Genomic DNA, 20330 nt, shown 5'->3' on the forward strand with positions numbered 1-20330 from the left:
GGACGTTTCATCGGCAGAAGCTGTACGGCCCCATGTCCACATGAAAGTGCGTCTTGTGCAGCGCGTTGTAGTCGGCGCCGAGCGTCGTGTCGAACGAACGGCATGCGCCCGCGTGGACCCGACGCAGAAAGAGTGCGTCGGGTGAAGCAGCGTCGTCCCAGCGGGCGAGCGTGATGCGGCGGCCATCGTCGAGCACGAAGCCGGTCAGGTCGATGGCGTTCGCGCTCGCATGCTGGCTCAACGCCGTGTCCTGCTGATGATTGACGTTGCGGCAGGCATAGCTGCCCACGTGCTCGATACGGGCCACGCTTTTCCCGAAGGTTTCGCGCGCGGCGGGCTGCAGGTATTGATGCTCGAAATACGCGAGGCCGAGCGCGAGCGGACAGGTCGCGAGAAACGGCGCGCTGAAGCGCACGTCTTCTGTCTGTGTGACGCGCACCACGTCCTTCAGCAAACAACCGCCCTGCCCCGTTGCGTCCGCCATGCGTCGATAGACGAGCCCCGAGCGCGCGAGCGCGGCGTCACAACGCTGCGGGTCGTGCATCGCGCGCCATAGCTTGAAACGCGTGAACGTGTCGCGCGGCGCGCGCACGTCGAGCGGCGCGAAGGGATCGTAGCGTTCGGGCAGCGCGATGCGCCGTGAATACACGCCAAAGCCGAATGCCAGCGCGCCAGCCAGCATCGCCAGCAGCAGCCAGCCGATGATCCGGCCCGCCATGCGTCGCTCAGGAATGATCGGCCGCGTGCGCGGCGCTCACGCGTTCCGCGAGCTTCGCGTCGTAGCTTGAATGCACGTGCATGCGCTTCTTGTCGGGATAAGCGTAGGCGTAGGCCTTGCGCAACGCGAGCGACGCCTCGTGGAAGCCCGACAGAATGAGCTTCTGCTTGTTCGGATAGTGGGCGATATCGCCCACGGCGAAGATGCCTGGCCGCGACGATTCATAGTTCGACGTATCCACTTCGATGCGGCCGCCGCGCACATCGAGATTCCAGGTCGCGATAGGGCCGAGCTCCGACACGAGGCCATACAGCGCCACGAGCTTGTCCGCCGCGAGTTGGGTCGCCCCTTCGATTTGCTTGACGCGCACGCGTTCCAGCTGGCCTTGCGGGGCATCGAGCGAGTCGATCATGCCGACCACGAAACTCATCTCGCCCGCTTCGACGGCACGTTTCATCGCCGCTACCGAATTCGCCGCCGCCGAGAAGCCGTTGCGCCGATGCACCAGCGTCAGCGAACGGGCGATGTCCTTCAGTGCAAGCGCCCAGTCGAGCGCCGAATCGCCGCCGCCGGCAATCACGACGTTCTTGTCCGCGAAATCCGCCGCGCGCGACACGCTGTAATGCACGTCCGTGCCTTCGAGCGCCGCCGCTTCGGGCACCTGGAGACGCTGCGGGACGAAGGCGCCGTTGCCTGCGGCGATCAGGATGGCGGCGCAATCGAAGCACATGCCGTTCTCGGTGGTCACGGTCCAGCGATGATCGGCCTCGCGCTGGGTGACGGACTGCACGCGCTGGTCGAGATGGATGGGCACATCGAACGGGCGGATCTGCTCGAGCAGGCGATCCACGAGTTCGCGCGCGGTGCAGGACGGGATGGCGGGAATGTCGTAGATCGGCTTGTCGGGATAGAGCTCGATGCATTGCCCGCCGATCCGGCCGAGCGTATCGACGATCTGGCATGTCAGGCCGATCACCCCGGCCTCGAAGGCGGCGAACAGGCCGACGGGGCCGGCGCCGATGATCAATACGTCGGTGGTGGTGGGTTCGCTGCTGGGGGTCATCGTGGGGTTCCTGTTTCGGCTGCGTGTTCCGGTGCAGCAGGGTTCAGGCCACGATACAGAAAGCACGCTGATGGAGCAATGAAGGCCCTTGTCGCGGAGCGGCGATCGGGTGCGCTGCTAACGCCTCCCCTCCAACTCCCGCGCGTAGTACATCGCCGCCGCATCGATCTCCTCGGCAGTCATATTGCGCGCCACGTTCCGCATGACACCATCGATATCATTGGTCCGCGCCCCGCTCGCGAACGCCAGCAACTGCGACTTCGTATAAGCCGCCGGCAAACCGTCGAGCCAGGGACTTCCCGCCTTGCTGTCGATGCCGCCATGGCACACCGCGCACGGCGCCACGTTCCTCATCGGCGCACCGTGCGCGACGATCGCCGGCGCGCGCGCATCGCTCACCTTGCGTTGCGCCGGCGGTCGCGGCAGGCTCGCGTAATACGCCGCGAGATCGCGCATGTCCTGATCGCTCAGGTTCATCGCCATCGGCGACATCACCGCGTTGTTGCGCGCGCCCTTCTGAAAATCGATCAGTTGCTTGTAGATCACCGCCGCATACTGCCCCGCCAGATTCGGCGAGTTCGCGTCGCTCATGCCGCGATCGCCATGGCACATCGTGCAGCGCAAGGCCAGCGTCGCGCCACGCCCGATGGAATTCGCGCTCACATTCGCCAGCAATTGCGGCGTCATCTCGACGCTCGACAGCCTCACGTCCGGCTCGACAACCACGCCTCCCCCCGCGTACCAGCTTCGCGGCACGCCCGCCGCGCTGCAGATGGCATTCCAGATGCCGCTGAACTGCGCATCGCGCTGCACCGAAGGCAGCCATACAAAGCCGATCAGCGCCGCAACGATCGCGATACCCATCGTCCCCAGCACACTGACCGTGAACCAGCGATTGCGGAAAGTGAAGAGGCGTTCGTCGCTCATCGCGCAGCTCCGATGGGCACCGCGGGGACTTCCGTGTCGGAGCGCGCGAGCAGTTGCGCGATCGGATAGCCGTAGTTGATCAGCGTGAGCCCGATCATCAGCGCGAGCCACAGGGCAAAGCTGTTCAGCGCCACCGGAATGCTGCTCGGCTCATGCACCGCGCGGCTGAAGCGGAAGGCTTCGATCGTGGCGCGCGGCGTGCGATGCGCCTTCACCAGCACGATAAAGAACAGCACCGCCGACACCAGCAGGATCAGCGCACCCACCACCGAAATCACCACGGACAGCGCCTGCGCCGCGATCTCCGGGTCGCTGTAGTCATAAGGCCATGCGTCGCGGCATGCCCAGCAGGCCGACGAAATGCCACGGGAACGTCAGCACGATCATGCCGATGAACCACAGCCACAGTTGCCAGCGCATCAGCTTCGGATGCAGCAGCGGCCGCCCGGTCAGATGCGGCCACAGATCGTAGGCAATCACGAAGTACATGATGACGATCGCGCCGCCAAAAATCAGGTGAAAGTGCCCCGTCACCCATTGCGTGTTGTGGATCGTCGAATCGAGCTGGTAGCTCATGTTGATGAGGCCGCCCGCGCCGCCGAAGCCGAGCATCACGAAGGAGAACGCCACGGCCAGCATCATCGGATTGTCCCAGGGCAGCGCCTTCAGCCAACCCAGCGGGCCGCGTCCGCCGCGCAGCCGCGCCGCGATCTCCACCGACGCGCAGATCGTGAACACGGTCAGCAGCGTCGGCACGGCGACGAGCGCGGTGAACACCGAATGCATGAACTTGAAGCCCGAGCCCACTTGCGGATCGGCGAACAGGTGATGGATTCCGATCGGCATCGACACCACGAGGAACAGGATGAACGAGATGCGCGCCATCGCGTCGCTGTACAGACGGCCGCCGATCGCGCGCGGGATGATCGTGTAGTACGCCACGTAGGCGGGCACCAGCCAGAAATAGACGATGGCGTGTAGCGTCCACGAGAAGAAGATGCGCGCGAGGCCCGCATCGATCGTGGTCTTCCAGCCGAAAGCCACCGGCAGGATCAGGAACAGCACTTCGATCGCCGCGCCCACCGCGGTCCAGCCCCACAGATACGCGCCCGCGACGGTCGCGAACATCGCGAGCGGCACCGGCTTGCCGCGGTTCTCGCGCTTCCACGCCGCCAGGTTCACCGACATCAGCGCGACCCACACCCACGAGCCCACCACGACCAGCACCACGCCGATGTAATAGAAGACGTTGCCGATCATCGGCGGATAGAAGGTGTAGAGCACCGAAGCCAGACCCATCGCCACCGGTATGGTTGCCGTGACCGCGCCCGCCGCGACCATCCAGAAGCCCAGCCACGCCCAGCGCACACCCGCGAGCGGACGCTTCAGCGCCAGTTCGCTGACGGCATAGCCGAAGCCCATCGCCACGAGCGTCGGAAAGGCGTAGCCCATTACGGTGCCGTGCTCCGTCACCGAGCGGTAGTACAGCTCTGGATTCTGCAGCCACGGATGCAGCGGACTGCGCACCAGCATCTGCCATGCGCCGAGCAGGAGCGCGATGCCGAAGGCGCCGAACGCCAGCCAGAAATGCGCGAGGACGAGCCGCTTGCTATTGAACACAGGACAGTCTCCGTGAACGGGCCGGCAGCTTGGCGGCCCTCTCCATGAACTCGGCGCGATCGATCACTTTCACGTGCGCCCACATGTTCTGATGCCCGGTGCCGCAATACTCGTGGCAGGGCATCAGATGGTCGCCGGTCGTCTCGAAGGTCGTCTTGAAGGTCGAGACATAGCCCGGCGCCAGCATCGTATTGATGTTGGTTCCGGTGATCAGGAATCCATGCACGACGTCCGCCGCCGTCGCGCGGAACGTCACCGGCACGCCCGCCGGCACCACCAGGCATTGCGGCGTGAACGAATACTGCTGCGCGACGATCCGCACCGTCACCGAACCATCCGCCTCCGGTGCGCTGCCCAGATTGCTCTCGATGAATTCGCCCGACACGCCCACCGTCTCCGGCCGCACCGTCTCGACGCGCGACGGCGGCATCATCGCCCAGTGCAGGCCGGTGTAGACGACCATCCCGACCAGCAGCACGGCAATCGCGAGGACGAGGATCGCCCAGCGCCGTTCCACGCGTTCGGCAATGTCATGCGAGCTTGGATCGATGGCCATATGCGAAGTCTGGATGAATCACCGGATCACGCCGCGCGGCAAGAACACGGCGAAGTAAAAGACGAACCACATGCCGATCACGATCGCAGTCGAGATGCCGGCCAGCACGATCGCGCCACTCGGGCCGCGCTTCACGATCTCGTCGAGCCTGGCGTCTTCGTCCGCGTTCGGGTTTTCGTTCATGGTCGTCGGATCTCTAGTAAAGCGGCGCCGAGCGCAGTTCGTTCACGTCCTTCACCGTGACCGGCGCGCCGCGGTTGCCCCATGCCGTGCGGATATAGGTCACCACTGCCGCGACTTCCACGTCGGACAGCGATTGCGCGAACGGCGGCATGCCATACGGCTTCGGGTTCTTGAACGTGCCGGGCGGATAGCCGCCGTTCAGCACCATGCGGATCGGATTCACGGCCGAGTTCATCACGATCGACTGATTGTTCGCGAGCGGCGGAAAATCCGGCGGCTTGCCCTCGCCGCGCGCGGCGTGGCACTCGGCACATTGCGCGTCGTAGATTTTCTTGCCCAGCGGCGCGAGACTCGTCTGCTGCTCCCTCACCGCCTGTCCGGGCGGCTCGGACTTGTCGCCGGAACGCGCAGGCAGGGCCTTCAGGTAGACGGCCATCGCGCGCACGTCGTCCTCATTCAGATACTGGAGGCTGTCGTAGACCACTTCGGCCATCGGGCCGTACACCGCGCCGCGCTGACTGACGCCCGCATGCAGCAAACCGACGATGTCGTCCATGCTCCAGTCGCCGAGGCCCGCCTCCCGGTTCGAGGTCAGCGAGGGCGCGTACCAGTTCTGGATCGGGATCAGCCCGCCCTCGAACGCCTTGGAGCTCACGTTGCCGCCCAGGGCGTTGATCGCGGTATGGCACATCGAGCAGTGTCCGAGTCCTTCGACCAGATACGCTCCGCGATTCCATTCCGCCGATTGCTTCGGGTCCGGCCGATACTCGCCCTCCCTGAAGAACAGCGAGCGCCAGCCAAACAGCAGTTGCCGCTTGTTGAAGGGAAAGCGCAGTTCGTGCGGACGGTTCGGCTGATGCACGGGCGGCGTCGACATCAGGAACGCGTAGATCGCATCCGAGTCGGCGCGCGTGACTTTCGTGTAGGACGTGTAAGGCATCGCCGGATAGAGCAGCGAGCCGTCGCGCGACTTGCCGTCGTGCATCATCGTGTAGAACTCGTCGGCGCTCCAGCCGCCGATGCCCGTCTCCCGGTCCGACGAAATGTTGGGCGTGAAAAGCGTGCCGAACGGCGTGTCCATCGGCCGTCCGCCGCCGAAGGTCCGGCCCGCGGGCAGCGTATGGCACGCGATGCAATCGCCCGCGCGCGCCAGATACTCGCCGCGCTTGATCGTCTCGGCGCGGTCTTGCGCATGCGCCGGCGTCAACGGCGCCAGCAGCAAGACCGCCCATGCCGCCAGAAGAATCGCGACGGTCAGCGCTCCGGAGGGTCGAATTCGGCGCACGTCGGGGTCCTCGTCAGTGGGGAACGCTGCCGCAGGCAAGCGGCATCTTGAGCGAACCGGCCGCCACCGGCGCAGGATCCGCCGGCGCGGGCAGCGAAGCCAGATAAGCGGCAATCCCGGTGATGTCGCGATCGGACAGCAGCTTCGCGATCTGGCCCATGCAATCGGGCGCAGCCGTGGTGCGCGTGCCGTAGCGCCATGCGCCCAGTTGCGCGCTCAGATAATCGGCGTGCAGGCCCAGCAGGCCGGGGATGGCAGGCTCCATGCCGGTCATCGCCGCGCCATGGCAACTGATGCAAGCGGGCACGCTGCGCGCCGGATCGCCCTTCGTGACCAGCGACTTCCCCAGGTCGAGCGTTTTGGCGTTGACGCTGACCGGCCCCGGCGGCGGGAATGGCGGACGCTCGCCCGCGAAATACGCGGCAATCTCCTTCAGATAGGCATCCGGAAGATACGCGAGCAGGTAATTCATCGGCGGATATTTGCGCCGGCCGTCGCGGAACGCGAGCAGCTGGTTGTACAGGTAGCCGGCGGGCTTGCCGGACAGGCGCGGGAAGTAGTCGTTGTCGGTGCCCTCGCCATGCGCACCGTGGCAGGCAGCGCACGCCATCACGCGGGCCTGCATGGTGTCCGGCGCGCGCTCCGTGGTTGGGGCGTCGGCGGCGAACGCCCCGCTGCCCAGGCACAGGAAAAGCGCGGACCCGATGAACGTGCTGAGCTTCGCCACGTCTGTCACGTTCTGCACGTAACCCCCGGTTGTCGAAATGCCGTGTTCGAAATGCCGTTCACGATACGCCGTGCGGAACAGGCCCGCATCCGGCACGCTGCTTCAAGGCACTGCGGTGAACATGCTGTCGATGGGTTGCGTCAGGCTGTTCTGATACTAGAAGACTGCGCCCGCTTTTCCCAGCACCGGAATTGTCTCAATGCACGCCCGCGCCGCGTGACGGGCGCGAGCCCGTTTCTTGATATCGAACAATTGAACGAATATTTTCGAGATTGGCAACGATCGACCGGATTCAAAGCCGGTCGCGCTTACTTGAGGCCGAGGCGCTTGGCGAGGCGATTCAGATTGGCCCGGTCCAGACCCAGCTCGCGTGCCGCGGACGCCCAGTTCTGCTCATGACGCCTGAGCGTATCGAGGATCAGCGAGCGTTCGTAGGCGCTCACCGTTGCGCGGAAATCCGCGCCGCTCGCCGACAACGGCGGTGGCACCGCGGACGCCTGCGCCGGCGCGGCAGCGCCGTTGAGTGCGAGATCGGCGGCGCTGAGCGTCAGGATGCGCGGACGTTCGCGGTGCGACGCCAGCGCCTTCAACGCGCTCCGGCCGATCAGATGCTCCAGTTCACGCACGTTCCCCGGCCAGCGATAGGCCAGCAGCGCGGCCTGGGCATCGGCGGCGAGGCGCAGGCTCAGCAGGCCGAGACGCGAACGGTTTTCCTCGAGGAAGAAGCCGGCCAGCAGCAGCACGTCGCGGCCGCGCTCGCGCAGCGCCGGCACCACGAGCGGATACACCGACAGCCGGTGATACAGGTCCGCGCGGAACCGCCCTTCGCGCACTTCCTCGGCGAGATCGCGATTGGTCGCCGCGATCAGCCGCACATCCACCTTGTGCTCGCTGTCCGAACCGATGCGCTGCAACTGCCCGTTCTGCAGCACGCGCAGCAGTTTCGCCTGCACGGGCAGCGGCAGTTCGCCCACTTCGTCAAGAAAGAGCGTGCCGCCGTCGGCGAGTTCGAACTTGCCGCGCCGGTCCGACGACGCCCCGGAAAACGCTCCCCGCACGTGCCCGAAGAGTTCGCTTTCGACGAGCGTATCCGGCAGCGCGGCGCAATTGAGACTGACGAGCGGCTTGTCGGCGCGCGGCGACAGCGCGTGAATCTCGCTCGCGACGAGTTCCTTGCCGACGCCCGTCTCGCCCGTCACGAGCACGGTGAGATCGCTCGATGCAACGATCGCGATCTCCTCCAGCATCCGCCGATGCCGGTCGCTGCCGCCGATCATCTCGCGCCGCTTCGGGCCGCCCGCCTGCCGGTAGGCCTCGGCGCGATGACGCTCGGCCTCGCGCGAACGCGCCAGCCGGTCGATGCGCCCGGCGACGCTCACCGTCGCCGCCGCGAGGCTCAGAAACGCTTGCAGCGAGGCCATGTCGATGCCGTCGAAACGGGCGGGATCGAGCGCGTCGAGGGTCAGCAGGCCCCACGCGCGGCCATCGATCCACAGCGGGCAGCCCAGGCAATCGTGCACCTCCAGATGGCCGCTGACGCCCTTGACGAGACCGTCGTAAGGGTCTGGCAGGTCGGAGCTGGCGGAGAAGCGCGTCGGCCCCTCGTGCGCGAGGATGCGTGCGAAGCGCGGATGCTCGCTCACCCGGAAGCGCCGCCCGAGCGTATCGCCCGACAGCCCGTCGATGGCGAGCGGTACCAGCGTGTCGCCGTCGAGCCGCAACAGCGCGGTGGCGTCGCTCGGGAACAGGGCGCGAGAGGTATGCAGCAGACGCCGGTAGCGCTCGGTGTCTGGCATCTCGCTCGACAGATCCTCGATGAGCGGCACCAGCGCGTCCAACAGCACGCGCGAAGTCATTGCGACTACGTCGGTAGTCTTTTTGACCAGAGTCGAATCGACCATATAAATATTCAAGCCGTTGATTTAGCGACAATTCTATCGTGGCACGGAACCTGTATTGGAATTTGCATAGACTTCCGATGCGAGATGCATCTTCACCCACGAGGAAAGAACCATGCTGTCAGCCGAACACCGCGCCATCGTCAAGGCAACCGTTCCCCTGCTCGAAAGCGGCGGCGAAGCGCTCACCACGCATTTCTACGCCAGGCTGCTTGCCGACTATCCCGAAGTCCGCCCGATGTTCAATCAGGCGCATCAGTCAAGTGGCGCGCAACAGCGCGCGCTCGCCAACGGCGTGCTGATGTACGCGCGTCATATCGACGAACTGGAGAAGCTTGGCGGGCTCGTCGGCCAGATCATCAACAAGCACGTCGCGCTGAATATCCAGCCCGAGCATTATCCGATCGTCGGGCGCTGCCTGCTGGCATCGATCCGCGACGTGCTCGGCGAAGAGATTGCCACCGATGCCGTCATCGACGCCTGGGCCGCCGCTTACGGCCAGCTCGCCGACCTGCTGATCGGACTCGAGGAAGGTATCTACAGCGAACGCGAACAGGCGCCCGGCGGCTGGCGCGGCACGCGGCGCTTCGTCATTGCCCGCAAGGAAACGGAGAGCGACGAGATCACGTCGTTCTACCTGACGCCCGAGGACGGCGGCGCGCTGCTCGATTTCCGTCCGGGCCAGTACATCGGCTTGCGGGTGGTGATCGACGGCGAGGAAGTGCGTCGCAACTATTCGTTGTCGGCCGCGCCGAACGGCCGCGAATATCGCATCAGCGTCAAGCGCGAGGCGAACGGCAAGGTGTCCGGCTTCCTGCACCAGCACAAGCACGCGGGCGACGTGCTCGAACTCTATCCGCCCGCCGGCCATTTCGCGCTCGAACCCGGCGACAAGCCGGTCGTGCTGATCAGCGGCGGAGTGGGCATCACGCCGACGCTCGCGATGCTGCACAGCGCGCTCGCGGCGCAACGCCCGGTCACGTTCATCCATTCGGCGCGGCACGGCGGCGTGCATGCGTTCCGCGAGACCATCGAGGCGCTGGCGGTGCGTCATCCGCAACTCAAGCGCTTCTACTGTTACGAGCACGCGCGCGACGGAGATCATCCGGCGGACGGCATCGGTTTCGTCGATGAAGCCTTGCTCAATAAGTGGCTGCCCGCGGACCGCGATCTCGATGCCTACTTTCTCGGACCCAAGCCCTTCATGAAGGCCGTGAAGAAGCACCTGAAGGCGCTTGGCGTGCCCGAAGCGCAAAGCCGATATGAGTTTTTCGGCCCGGCAGCGGCGCTCGACTGAAAGTCTTGATGCGTGGTCTTCAAAACCGCGGCGCAGCTTGCCGCGGTTTTTTTGCGCCCGGCGCACGACCGTTCCACTGGTTCCCTCATATTTCCATAAACCGGCTATTTGAATAGACCACCATCAGGCCTATTCTGAACCTGTCCAAACCCACCGCAAGGAGCATCGCCATGGAATCCCGTCTCGACTTCTACAAGGCCAACCCCGCCGCCATCAAGGCGCTCGTCGGCGTGGAAGAGCGCATCGGCAAGTCCGCGCTCGAAAAGTCCCTGACCCATCTGGTGCGCCTGCGCGCCTCGCAAATCAACGGCTGCGCGTTCTGCGTCGACATGCACACCACCGATGCCCGCAAGGGCGGCGAGACCGATCGCCGGCTCGCGACCGTCGTGGTGTGGCGCGAGACGCCGTTCTTCACGGATCGCGAACGCGCCGCGTTCGAATGGACCGAAGCGCTGACGCTGGTCTCGCACGATCACGTGCCCGATGCCGTCTGGCAGGCCGTGAAGCCGCATTTCAGCGACGAGGAAATCGTCGACCTGACGCTGCTCGTCTCCGCGATCAACGCATGGAATCGCTTTGCCATCAGCTTCCGCAAGCTGCCCGCCTGACGCGCCCGGCCCACTTTGACAATCCGGGCGACGCAAAGTGACTATGATGGCGGTCACCTTCCATGAACGTGGCGTCCGGGCTATTTCATCGTGAATCTTCGTTACCTTCGCTTCGCCATCCTTGCCGTTACCGTGTCACTCGCGCTCAGCGGCTGCGGCCTGTTCGGCTGCGGCGGCGTGGCCACCAATGGCGGCGGCTTCGGCGGGTGCAGCGTCGGTACGCGCTTCTGATTGCTTCTCCCTCCTTCGGCAGGGCCCGCCACTCGCTCCCGAAGCGGCGTCCTCCCCACGGGAGCAGGGTTTTACTTCAACCCGTTCCCGCCGACACTGTCTCCAACCACCCGTTTGGAGAAGGTCATGGACGCCCACCTCGCACTCGCACTCTTCGCCTGCGCTTCAATGGCATCGGCACTGAGCTTTCCGGCGTGGTTCGCCATGATCGAACGGCGCACGCCACAGCGCATCGCGGCCACCGTCCGGCCCACGAGATAAGAGAGCGAGGAGACCATCCGCCGGCGGCTACACATCACGCGCAATCGCAATCGGCCTGCGGGCCGCTTTGTCAGTCGCAAGCCGCGAAACGCGCGAGCTCGATAACAATAAAACGGGCGACACGCCGGGTCGCCCGTCCTGGTCACTCTTTCACTCCTTCATGGCAGGCGAATAAGGCAGGTCCAATCCCGCCGCCCGCGCATGCCGCACCGTATGCGCCTGACGCATCGGCTTCAGCACGAAGAGCGCAAGCAGCGCCGAGAGCGCCGCCATCCCCGCTGCGAGCATGAACACCGCGTGCCAGCTTCCCGTCATCGACGTGATGACGCTCGAAAACGGCACCAGCAGCGCAGCGGTACCCTTCGCCGTATAAAGCAGCCCTGCATTGGTCGCCGCGAACTTCGGACCGAAGGTGTCGCCGCAGGTCGCCGGGAACAGGCTGTAGATTTCGCCCCAGGCGAAGAACACGATGCCGGTCAGCACCACGAAGGCCACCGGATTCTGTCCATAGCGCGACAGCGCGACGATCCCCACGGCCTCGATGGCGAACGCGATGAACATCGTGTTCTCGCGCCCGATACGGTCCGATACCCAGCCGAAGAACGGCCGCGTGAGGCCGTTGAGCACGCGGTCGATGGTCAGCGCGAAGGTCAGCGCGGGCAGCGTCAGGCCGAGCAGCGACACGGGCGAGTCATGCAGGCCAAAGTCCTTCGCGATGGGCCCGAGTTGCGCGGTCGCCATCAGGCCGCCCGCCGCCATCATCACGAACATCAGGTACATGACCCAGAAGATCGGCGAGGCCAGCACCTGCTTCGGGCTTGCGTTGTAGACGGCCGCCTTGACCGCGCTTTTCATGGAAGCGAGCAGTTGGGCCGGCGGTGCGTAGAGCGCCATGCCGAGCAGGAAGACCACCAGTCCCTGTCCCAGCCCGAACCACAGGAAAGTCGCTTCATAACCGCTCGACTTGATCATGTGCGCGATGGGCACCACAGTCGCCGCCGATCCCATGCCGAAGCCCGCCGCCGTGATGCCCGCCGCCAGCCCGCGTCGCGACGGAAACCACTTCAGCGCATTGCCGACGCAGGTGCCGTACACCGCGCCCGCGCCCACCCCGCCAACGGCCGCCGCGAAATAAAGCAGCGGCAGCGATGACGCCACCGAGTTGAGCGCCCACGCAATCGCGCAGAGCAGACCGCCGCCCACGACGACCGGACGCGGACCGTACTTGTCGACCAGATGGCCTTCCACCGGAACGAGCCAGGTTTCGGTGACGACGAAGATCGTGAACGCCACTTGAATGGCCGCACGGCCCCAGTGATACTTCTCATCGATCGGATTGACGAAGAGCGTCCAGCCGTATTGCATGTTGGCGATCATCGCCATGCAGATCACACCGAAAACCAATTGCACCCACGGCGAAGCGAGACGCGAGGCCCTGCCTTCGCGGTCCATCTGGTCCGTTCCCATGCCTGTCTCCTTGGCAATCATGCCTTGTGTATGCGTGCGTCGAACGACGCCTCTCGCGGCCACGTCCAGCGTCTCCGCATATACACAGTATTTGATATATCAAGTAAGTCAAGCGAAAGCATTAGCGGGGTTTTCACGGAGAAAACCGGGCATCGTAAGCGCTTGAAAGCTTTCGGGGAGTCGGAACGGAAGGCCAAAAAAAAGCCCGGCAGAGACAGGCCTGCCGGGCGATGAGCGTGGCGAGACATGGCAATCCGCAGCACGCCCTCTCTTTATATTGAAAGTTAAACGTAATGTAAACGGAAATAATTGTAGGGTTTACACGTTGTGCTGCTGTTGGGCACTTTCCCCATCCGTCAAAACACGTTCACCGGCAGATTCACCATCAATCGATAAACGTCGCTGGTACCGTCCGGATAGTACGGGCTGTTGCTGTGATGGTGCATGTAGTAGAACTTGATCGACGTGTTCTTCAGCTTGCCGCCCGGCACTGTGTAGCTCGGGATCACGCCCACTTCGTAGTGCGTGCCCTGGATCGGCTGACCGTTGATGCGGTACGCCGCAGCCTGTGCGCTGTTGCCGTTGGCCATTGCGCTGCCGTCGGCATCCCAGCCATACGCGCCCCACAGCGAGACCTTGAAACCCGGCACGCCGTAGCGCTTCATGTCGAGCGTGTAGGTCAAACTCAGGGACTTTTCATGCGGCTGGTTGTAGTCGACGTCCAGCGAGTTGGAAAGATAATCGCCCGCCGATTGCCCCATGTAGTCGAAGGTCTGATCGCTGACGATCTGCTGGTACGCCACCTGCACCGTATGCCCGCCATGCGTGCCCGACAGCGCCAGCGAATAGGCGTTGTTGGTGATCGCGCCCTGCCGCTGGTCGCCGATCGAACTCGTGTAGTAGTAGTTCAGCGCGCCCGTCCAGCGTATCGACGCGGGGTCGCCGATACTTTGCGTCGCGCTCAGGTAGTACTGCTGCCACACGTCGTTGGCAATGCCGCCCCATAGCGAGACGGCCGTGTCGGCGCCGTGGGTCCAGTCGCCGCCGATGTAGCTGAAGCGCGAGATAGGCGTGCCGCCGTATTCGGTTGTGAGTCCGGTGACGCTCGTCATGCCGCGCGCCAGTACGCCATCCACGGTACCGGCCTTGAGCGTGAGCCCCTTGATCTCGTCGCTCGCCAGCGAGAAGCCGCGATACGTCGGCGGCAGTGAGCGGTTGTCGTGCGGCACGAGGAACGGGTTGTCGAAGAGCTGCTGGCCGTACTTGAGCACCGTGTTCGAGATGCGCGCCTTCACGTCCCACACGCCCGGATAGGCCCACGCCAGTTGTCCCGACCCGCCGCCGTCCGTGCCGAGATGCACGCGGTTGCCCGCGCCCTCCCCGCCATTGAGCTTGAATGCGCCGAACAGCGACACGTCGCCGCCCAGTCCGATCAGCCCCTTCGTATAGCCCGACTCGAACACGGCCTGCGCGCCCAGCACCGATGCATCTTTCTTGCCGCCGCCCTTGAAGTCGTCATGTTCGGTGTAGGACCGCAACAGCAGGTTGAAATGCGAATCCTCGATCAAGCCGTTCGACTTCGCCTGGTTGCTCACCGGCGCATCGGCTTCCGTGTGCGGCGGCGATGCGGGCGGCGCTTCGGTATGACGCGTCGAGGCGTCGGCATCGGCTTCATCGGCATGGGAGGCGGCGGCGGTAACCATGAAACCGCTGAACAGCAGAATCGACAGCGCGATTGATCGCTTTTGTTTTTTCATAGAAAGATCTCCACGGATTGATGCAACGCTCGACTGCGCGCACAGAAAAATCAGGATGCAGAACACCCCGCCCGCAGACCGGCAAGGTCTGGGCGTACGGGACAGGATCGGGTGAAGCGGCGGGCCGGCCAGGTGGACTACGCCGGCCTTTCGCTAATGGGCGTGGATCGGGCGACTCATGCGGGCGGACGCGTCCTCGCTATTGAAGAGTTGCGGCGAAAGTGCACGGCCATCATGCGAACAAACACGCCGCCGACGCATCGCCGCCGAGCGGGCGCAGCGCGGGCACCTCGTGCGCGCAACGCGCCTGCGCCACCGGACAGCGCGTGCGGAACACGCAGCCCGAAGGCGGATCGATGGGACTGGGAATGTCGCCGGGGAGAATCTCCACGGCCCGGGCCCGCTGGATCGCCGGATCGGGCACCGGCACGGCCGAAAGCAGCGCGCGCGTATAGGGATGACGCGGCGTGTCGTAGAGCGCGTGCTTGTCGGCCAGCGCCATCACGCGTCCGAGATACATGACCATCACGCGATCGGAGATATGGCGCACCACGGCCAGGTCGTGCGCAATGAAGATCAGCGCGAGCTTCATCTCCTTCTGCAGAGACTTGAGCAGGTTCACGATCTGCGCCTGAATGGAGACGTCGAGCGCGGACACGGGCTCGTCGCAGATCACGAGCTTCGGCTCGACCACCAGCGCCCGCGCAATGCCGATGCGCTGACACTGGCCGCCCGAAAATTCGTGCGGATAGCGATTGATCATCTGCTCGCGCAGGCCGACGCGCGCCATCATCGCGCGCACGCGGGCATCGACCTCGCGCTTGTGCATGCCCGGCCGATGCTCGACGAGCGGCTCGGCGATGATCTGCCCGACCGTCATGCGCGGATCGAGCGAGGCGAGCGGGTCCTGGAAGATCATCTGCACATCGGCGCGCAGCGCGCGCCACGCCCGCTTTGACGCGCTCGCGAGCGGCGCGCCCATCCAGACGATCTCGCCGCTTGTGGCCGGAATCAGGTTGAGGATCGCGCGTGACAAGGTGGATTTGCCGCAACCCGATTCACCGACCACGCCGAGCGTTTCGCCGGCCTTGAGGTCGAAGCTGACGCCATCGACGGCCTTCAACGTGCGCCTCGCCGCCCACGGCAAGCGCTGCTTCGCCCCGACCTGGAAATGCACGCGCATCTCGCGCACGGAAAGCAGGCTGGCGTCAGACATGATTGATCTCCCCAAAACGGGTACGCATCTGTTCGACGGGTCGATGGCACGCGCGCATTCCATGCAGGCCGATGCGCTGGAGCACCGGCGCTTCGCGCGCGCATTCGTCGCCGGCGTCCGCGCAGCGCTCGTGGAACGGACAACCCGCGGGCGGATGCGCCATGTTCGGCGGATTGCCGGGAATGCCGACGAGTTCGCCGTCGTCGTGATCGAGCCTCGGCAGCGCGCGCAACAGACCGATGGTGTACGGATGCGAAGGCCGGGCAAACAGCGTCGGCGCGTCGCACTGCTCCATCACGCGGCCGCCGTACATCACCATCACCTGATCGCACAGGCCGGCCACGACGCCCAGGTCATGCGTGATCAGCACGATCGACGTGCCGAAGTCATGCTGAAGCGTGCGCAGCAGTTGCAGGATCTGCGCTTGCACGGTGACGTCGAGCGCGGTGGTGGGTTCGTCGGCGAAGAGGATCTCGGGCTCGCACAGCAGCGCCATCGCGATCATCACGCGCTGCCGCATGCCGCCCGAGAGTTCATGCGGATACTGCCCGATGCGATGCGCCGCTTCGGGAATGCGCACCGCTTCGAGCATCGCGATGGCGCGCTTGCGCGCTTCGCGGCGCGTCAGCTTCTTGTGCAGTTCGAGCACCTCGGTCATCTGCCGTTCGATGGTCAGATACGGATTGAGCGAACTCATCGGATCCTGGAAGATCATCGAAAGCCGATTGCCGCGAATGCGGTTCAAGCGCCGCCCGCTCATGCCGATCAGATCGTCGCCGCGATACAACGCCTGGCCCCGGGCCCGACCGTTCGGCGCGAGCAGCCCGAGCATCGCGAGCACGCTCTGGCTCTTGCCCGAGCCCGACTCGCCGACGATGCCGAGCGTCTCGCCCGCCTCCAGCGCGAAGCTCACGCCGTTGACGGCGCGCACGGCGGCGTCGGGGGTCGCGAACTCGACCTGCAAGTCCTTCACTTCGAGTAGCGGCATGACTCACCTGTCCTTCGGATCGAGCGCGTCGCGCAGCCCGTCGCCGACAAAGTTGATGCAGTAGAGCGTGACCGACAGCAGCGCCGCCGGACACAGCAAAATCCACGGCGACGCCTCCATCACGCCGACGCCGTCCTGGATCAGCACGCCCCAGCTGGTCATCGGTTCCTGCACGCCGAGGCCGAGAAACGACAGCACGGATTCCGTGAGGATCACGGCCGGCACGGTGACGGTGGTGTAGATCGCGACGATGCCGAGCAGGTTCGGCACCACGTGCCGCCGGATGATGCGCACGGTCGGCACGCCGATCGCACGCGCCGCCTCCACGTACTCCTTCGAGCGGATCGAGAGCGTCTGGCCGCGCACGACACGCGCCATGTCCATCCACGAAAACACCGTGATGGTGATGACGACGAGATAGAACTCGCGGCCGAGCAGCGTGACCATCAGGATCGCGATCAGCAGGTACGGAATCGCGTACATCATGTCGACGATGCGCATCATCGCGTTGTCCACGCGCCCGCCGACAAAGCCCGCCACCGCGCCCCACACGATGCCGAGCGTGACCGAGGTGAGCGTGGCGAGCGCGCCGATCATCAGCGACACGCGTCCGCCGATCAGGCAGCGCACGAAGAGATCGCGGCCGGTGTCGTCGGTGCCGAAGAAGTGCCAGTTGGCAAGCGTGGGCGGCGTGCTGGTGGCGTTCCAGTCGGTGGAATCGAAGGCGTTCGGCGACAGCCACGGCCCCGCGATGCACGCCAGCGTGATGACCGCAAGCAGCACGAGACTCACGACCGCCGCCTTGTTGCGCAGGAAACGCGTGCGCGCGTCCTGCCACGGACTGCGGCCCGCGACGGCCTGTTCGAGCGTGGCACCCGGAGTTGCTGTTTTCATGGCGCGCCTCTCAGTAACGGATCTTCGGGTCGAGCCACGCATACGCGAGGTCGGCCAGCAGGTTGAGCAGCACGGCCACCGCCGTGACGAGCACCACGAGGCCCAGGACGAGCGTGTAGTCGCGATTGGCCGCGCCGTTCACGATCAGCTTGCCGATGCCCGGCAACGAGAACACGGACTCCGTGACGACCGCCGCCGTGATCGATGAAATCGCCAGCGGGCCGATCACCGAGACGACCGGAATCAGCGTCGGCCGGAGTGCGTGGCGCAGCACGATCACGCGCAGCGGCAGGCCCTTTGCGCGCGCGGTGCGGATGTAGTTGGTGTTCAGCACTTCGATCAGGCTGGCGCGCGTCACGCGGCCGATGGTCGCGACGTTGATGGTGGCCAGCAGCGCGACCGGCAGCACCATGTAGCGCAAGTCGAAGCCGTTCCAGCCGCCGGCCGGCAGCCATTTCAGTGCGATCGCGAACACGAGGATCAGCAGCGGCCCGAGCACGAACGACGGGATTACATTGCCCGCGTTGCCGACGAGCATCAGCGCGTAGTCGGCCACGCTGTTGCGGCGCAGGGCCGCGACGACGCCCAGCGCCACGCCGGCGACGATGGCAAGCAGCATCGACACGCCGCCGACCGCCAGCGAGACCGGCAGCGCGCGCAGCACGAGGTCGTTGACGCTCCAGTCCGCGTAACGGAAGGAAGCGCCGAGATCGCCGTGCAGGAGGCCGTCGAGATATAGCAGATACTGCTTCCACAACGGCTCGCCCAAGTGATACTTCGCCTGCAGGTTGGCGAGCACGTCGGCGGAGACCTTGCGCTCGCCGTCGAACGGGCCGCCGGGCGTCGCGTGCAGCAGCAGATAGCAAACCGTGATGACGATCAGAAGCGTCGGCAGCGTGAGCAGCACGCGCCGCAATGTGTATGACCCCATGAGCTGTTTTCCTCGTGCGTCAATGCTTGACGATGTAGATATCCTTGCTGGCGTAATGATCCATCGGATTCTTCAGCGAATAGCCGCCCACATAGCGCTTCACGAGGCGCGGCAGGCCGTATTGCAGCAGCGGCAGCATCGGGTAGTCGTCCATCACGAGTTTCGCCGCCTGGGTCTGCAACTGCGCGCGCTTCGCGGTATCGGCGCTGGCGGCCGCCTCGTTGATGAGCGCATCGGCTTTCGGGTTGCAGTTGAAGTTGTCGTTCTGCGACGACTTGCACTGCACGAGCGTGAGGAAGGTCGTCGCGTCGTTGTAGTCGGCCACCCAGCCATTGCGGGCAATCTGATAGTCGCCGTCATGGCGCTTCTTGAGCAGCACCTTGAATTCCATCGACTCGATGTCCATCGTCAGACCCAACTTCGTCTTCCATTCCGACGCCACGAAGATCGCCATCTTCTTGTTGTAGTCGCTCGTGTTCATCGCGAACCGCAGCTTCGTGCCGGGCTTCACGCCCGCCTGATCCAGCAGCTTCTTCGCTTCCTCGACGCGCTTCGCCATCGGCCATGCGGCCCACGCGTAGTTCGACACGTCCGCGCCGCTCACGCCCTTCGGCAGCAGGCCGAGCAGCGGCGTCTGCCCGTCCGCGGTCACGCGCCGCGCCAGCAGGTCGCGGTCGATCACCATCGACAAGGCCTGGCGCACGCGCACGTCCTTCAGCAACGGATCGCGATTGTTGAAGCTGTAGTAGCGCGTGCCGAGAATCAGCGCATTGCGGATGTCGCCCGGAAACTGCTTGCTATAGGTGGCATACGTGCCGGTGGGCAACTGGTAGGTCATGTCGTTGTCGCCGGACTGGAACATCTTGACGTCGGTGTTCTCGTCCTCGATCGGCAGATAGGTGACTTGCGTCAGCTGCACGTTCGCCTTGTCCCAGTATTGCGGATTCTTCGTCAACACGAGCTTGCTGTTCACCTGCCAGTCCTTCAACTGAAACGCGCCATTCGTGACGATATTGCCGGGCTTGGTCCACTCGCGGCCATACTTCTCGATCGTCGCGCGATGCACCGGCCCGAAGTTCGGATTCGACATCAGTTCGGGCAGGAACGGCACGGGACCGGCCGTCTTCACCTCGACCGTGGCGGCATCGACGGCACGAATGCCGAGCGTGCTCACCGGCTTTTTGCCCGCGACGATCTCCGCGCCGTTCAGGATGAACGGACCGAACACGCTCGCATACGACGAAGCCGTTTTCGGATCGAGAAAGCGCTGGCTGCCGTACACGACATCGTTTGCGCTGACGGGCTCGCCATTCGACCAGCGGGCGTTTGCGCGCAAATGGAAGATCCAGGTGGTCGCGTCCTTCTGCTCCCACTTCGCGGCGACGCCTGGTACGACCGCGCCGTCGCCGTTGGTGGCCGTCAGGCTTTCGAAGAGATCGCGTGCGAGGTTCGCCGCGCCCACGGTTTCGACCAGCGCCGGATCCAGCGTCTCGACCTCCGAGCCGTTGTTGCGCACCAGTTCCTGTCTGGCGGCGAGCGTCACGCCAGCGGGCACGATGGCCGCCGAGGCATTCCACGCACTGGCGGTCAGCACGAGCGCCGCGATGGCGGCGAGGCGCGTGCGTTGAAGACGGGCGTGATTGGCGATCGATTTCATGGGCATTCTTGGGGTCCTTGTCTCGTGTTGTTGTGCTTGTCTTCCT

Annotated in this window: 19 protein-coding genes and 1 pseudogene; 4 read left to right on the forward strand and 16 right to left on the reverse strand. The window is 64.9% G+C overall.

Annotation, left to right across the window (positions count from 1 at the left end; translation table 11 throughout):
• Window positions 1-7: 7 nt before the first annotated feature.
• The 9 genes and pseudogenes from QCE63_RS29780 to norR all read right to left on the reverse strand — a co-directional run bounded on the left by QCE63_RS29780 (window position 8) and on the right by norR (window position 8980).
• Window positions 8-718, reverse strand: coding sequence for an extensin family protein (locus tag QCE63_RS29780; RefSeq protein WP_309838115.1), 711 nt, complete (start codon window positions 716-718; stop codon window positions 8-10).
• Between the two features lie 7 nt (window positions 719-725).
• On the reverse strand, window positions 726-1781 hold the full coding sequence (locus QCE63_RS29785; protein WP_309838116.1) for an NAD(P)/FAD-dependent oxidoreductase: 1056 nt from the start codon (window positions 1779-1781) through the stop codon (window positions 726-728).
• Between the two features lie 117 nt (window positions 1782-1898).
• Window positions 1899-2708 carry a c-type cytochrome gene (locus tag QCE63_RS29790; RefSeq protein ID WP_309838117.1) on the reverse strand — a complete coding sequence of 270 codons (810 nt, stop codon included), beginning with the start codon at window positions 2706-2708 and terminating at the stop codon, window positions 1899-1901.
• Window positions 2705-4328, reverse strand: a pseudogene (locus QCE63_RS29795) (b(o/a)3-type cytochrome-c oxidase subunit 1). The gene QCE63_RS29790 and the pseudogene QCE63_RS29795 overlap by 4 nt, the downstream one beginning before the upstream one ends.
• Window positions 4318-4884 carry a cytochrome C oxidase subunit II gene (locus QCE63_RS29800; RefSeq protein WP_309838118.1) on the reverse strand — a complete coding sequence of 189 codons (567 nt, stop codon included), beginning with the start codon at window positions 4882-4884 and terminating at the stop codon, window positions 4318-4320. The pseudogene QCE63_RS29795 and the gene QCE63_RS29800 overlap by 11 nt, the downstream one beginning before the upstream one ends.
• 18 nt (window positions 4885-4902) lie before the next feature.
• Window positions 4903-5067, reverse strand: coding sequence for a hypothetical protein (locus QCE63_RS29805; RefSeq protein WP_309838119.1), 165 nt, complete (start codon window positions 5065-5067; stop codon window positions 4903-4905).
• 13 nt (window positions 5068-5080) lie between these two features.
• Window positions 5081-6343, reverse strand: a complete 1263-nt coding sequence (locus QCE63_RS29810) for a c-type cytochrome (RefSeq protein ID WP_404990233.1) — start codon at window positions 6341-6343, stop codon at window positions 5081-5083.
• Between the two features lie 22 nt (window positions 6344-6365).
• Window positions 6366-6977: a c-type cytochrome gene (locus QCE63_RS29815; RefSeq protein WP_309839332.1), complete on the reverse strand. Its 612-nt coding sequence runs from the start codon at window positions 6975-6977 to the stop codon at window positions 6366-6368.
• Window positions 6978-7387: 410 nt separating this feature from the next.
• Entirely contained in the window at window positions 7388-8980 is a 1593-nt protein-coding gene (gene norR / locus QCE63_RS29820) for a nitric oxide reductase transcriptional regulator NorR (RefSeq protein WP_309838120.1), read from the reverse strand.
• Between the two features lie 112 nt (window positions 8981-9092).
• Between norR and hmpA the strand changes: the two genes are divergently transcribed.
• The 4 genes from hmpA to QCE63_RS29840 all read left to right on the forward strand — a co-directional run bounded on the left by hmpA (window position 9093) and on the right by QCE63_RS29840 (window position 11374).
• Window positions 9093-10274: an NO-inducible flavohemoprotein gene (gene hmpA / locus QCE63_RS29825; RefSeq protein ID WP_309838121.1), complete on the forward strand. Its 1182-nt coding sequence runs from the start codon at window positions 9093-9095 to the stop codon at window positions 10272-10274.
• A gap of 170 nt (window positions 10275-10444) precedes the next feature.
• Window positions 10445-10882, forward strand: coding sequence for a carboxymuconolactone decarboxylase family protein (locus tag QCE63_RS29830; protein WP_309838122.1), 438 nt, complete (start codon window positions 10445-10447; stop codon window positions 10880-10882).
• Window positions 10883-10972: 90 nt separating this feature from the next.
• On the forward strand, window positions 10973-11113 hold the full coding sequence (locus tag QCE63_RS29835; protein ID WP_309839394.1) for a hypothetical protein: 141 nt from the start codon (window positions 10973-10975) through the stop codon (window positions 11111-11113).
• A 126-nt stretch (window positions 11114-11239) separates the two neighbouring features.
• Complete coding sequence (locus tag QCE63_RS29840; protein ID WP_309838123.1) at window positions 11240-11374, forward strand: hypothetical protein; 135 nt, start codon at window positions 11240-11242, stop codon at window positions 11372-11374.
• 150 nt (window positions 11375-11524) lie between these two features.
• Here QCE63_RS29840 and oxlT read toward each other — a convergent pair whose 3' ends face one another.
• The 7 genes from oxlT to QCE63_RS29875 form a co-directional block, all read right to left on the reverse strand.
• A complete protein-coding gene (gene oxlT, locus QCE63_RS29845) occupies window positions 11525-12841 on the reverse strand; it encodes an oxalate/formate MFS antiporter (RefSeq protein WP_309838124.1) in 1317 nt (438 codons plus the stop codon).
• Window positions 12842-13197: 356 nt separating this feature from the next.
• A complete protein-coding gene (locus QCE63_RS29850) occupies window positions 13198-14598 on the reverse strand; it encodes an OprD family outer membrane porin (RefSeq protein WP_309838125.1) in 1401 nt (466 codons plus the stop codon).
• 232 nt (window positions 14599-14830) lie between these two features.
• Window positions 14831-15814: an oligopeptide/dipeptide ABC transporter ATP-binding protein gene (locus tag QCE63_RS29855; protein ID WP_309838126.1), complete on the reverse strand. Its 984-nt coding sequence runs from the start codon at window positions 15812-15814 to the stop codon at window positions 14831-14833.
• Entirely contained in the window at window positions 15807-16802 is a 996-nt protein-coding gene (locus tag QCE63_RS29860; RefSeq protein WP_309838127.1) for an oligopeptide/dipeptide ABC transporter ATP-binding protein, read from the reverse strand. The genes QCE63_RS29855 and QCE63_RS29860 overlap by 8 nt, the downstream gene beginning before the upstream one ends.
• Before the next feature lie 3 nt (window positions 16803-16805).
• Entirely contained in the window at window positions 16806-17696 is an 891-nt protein-coding gene (locus QCE63_RS29865; RefSeq protein WP_309838128.1) for an ABC transporter permease subunit, read from the reverse strand.
• Between the two features lie 10 nt (window positions 17697-17706).
• Window positions 17707-18627 (reverse strand): oligopeptide ABC transporter permease OppB, encoded by a 921-nt coding sequence (gene oppB, locus QCE63_RS29870; protein WP_309838129.1) that lies wholly within the window; start codon window positions 18625-18627, stop codon window positions 17707-17709.
• A gap of 19 nt (window positions 18628-18646) precedes the next feature.
• Window positions 18647-20284: a peptide ABC transporter substrate-binding protein gene (locus QCE63_RS29875; RefSeq protein ID WP_309838130.1), complete on the reverse strand. Its 1638-nt coding sequence runs from the start codon at window positions 20282-20284 to the stop codon at window positions 18647-18649.
• Window positions 20285-20330 lie beyond the last annotated feature (46 nt).

The organism is Caballeronia sp. LZ065 (genome assembly GCF_031450975.1).
In the GTDB taxonomy this organism is placed as follows: Bacteria; Pseudomonadota; Gammaproteobacteria; order Burkholderiales; family Burkholderiaceae; genus Caballeronia.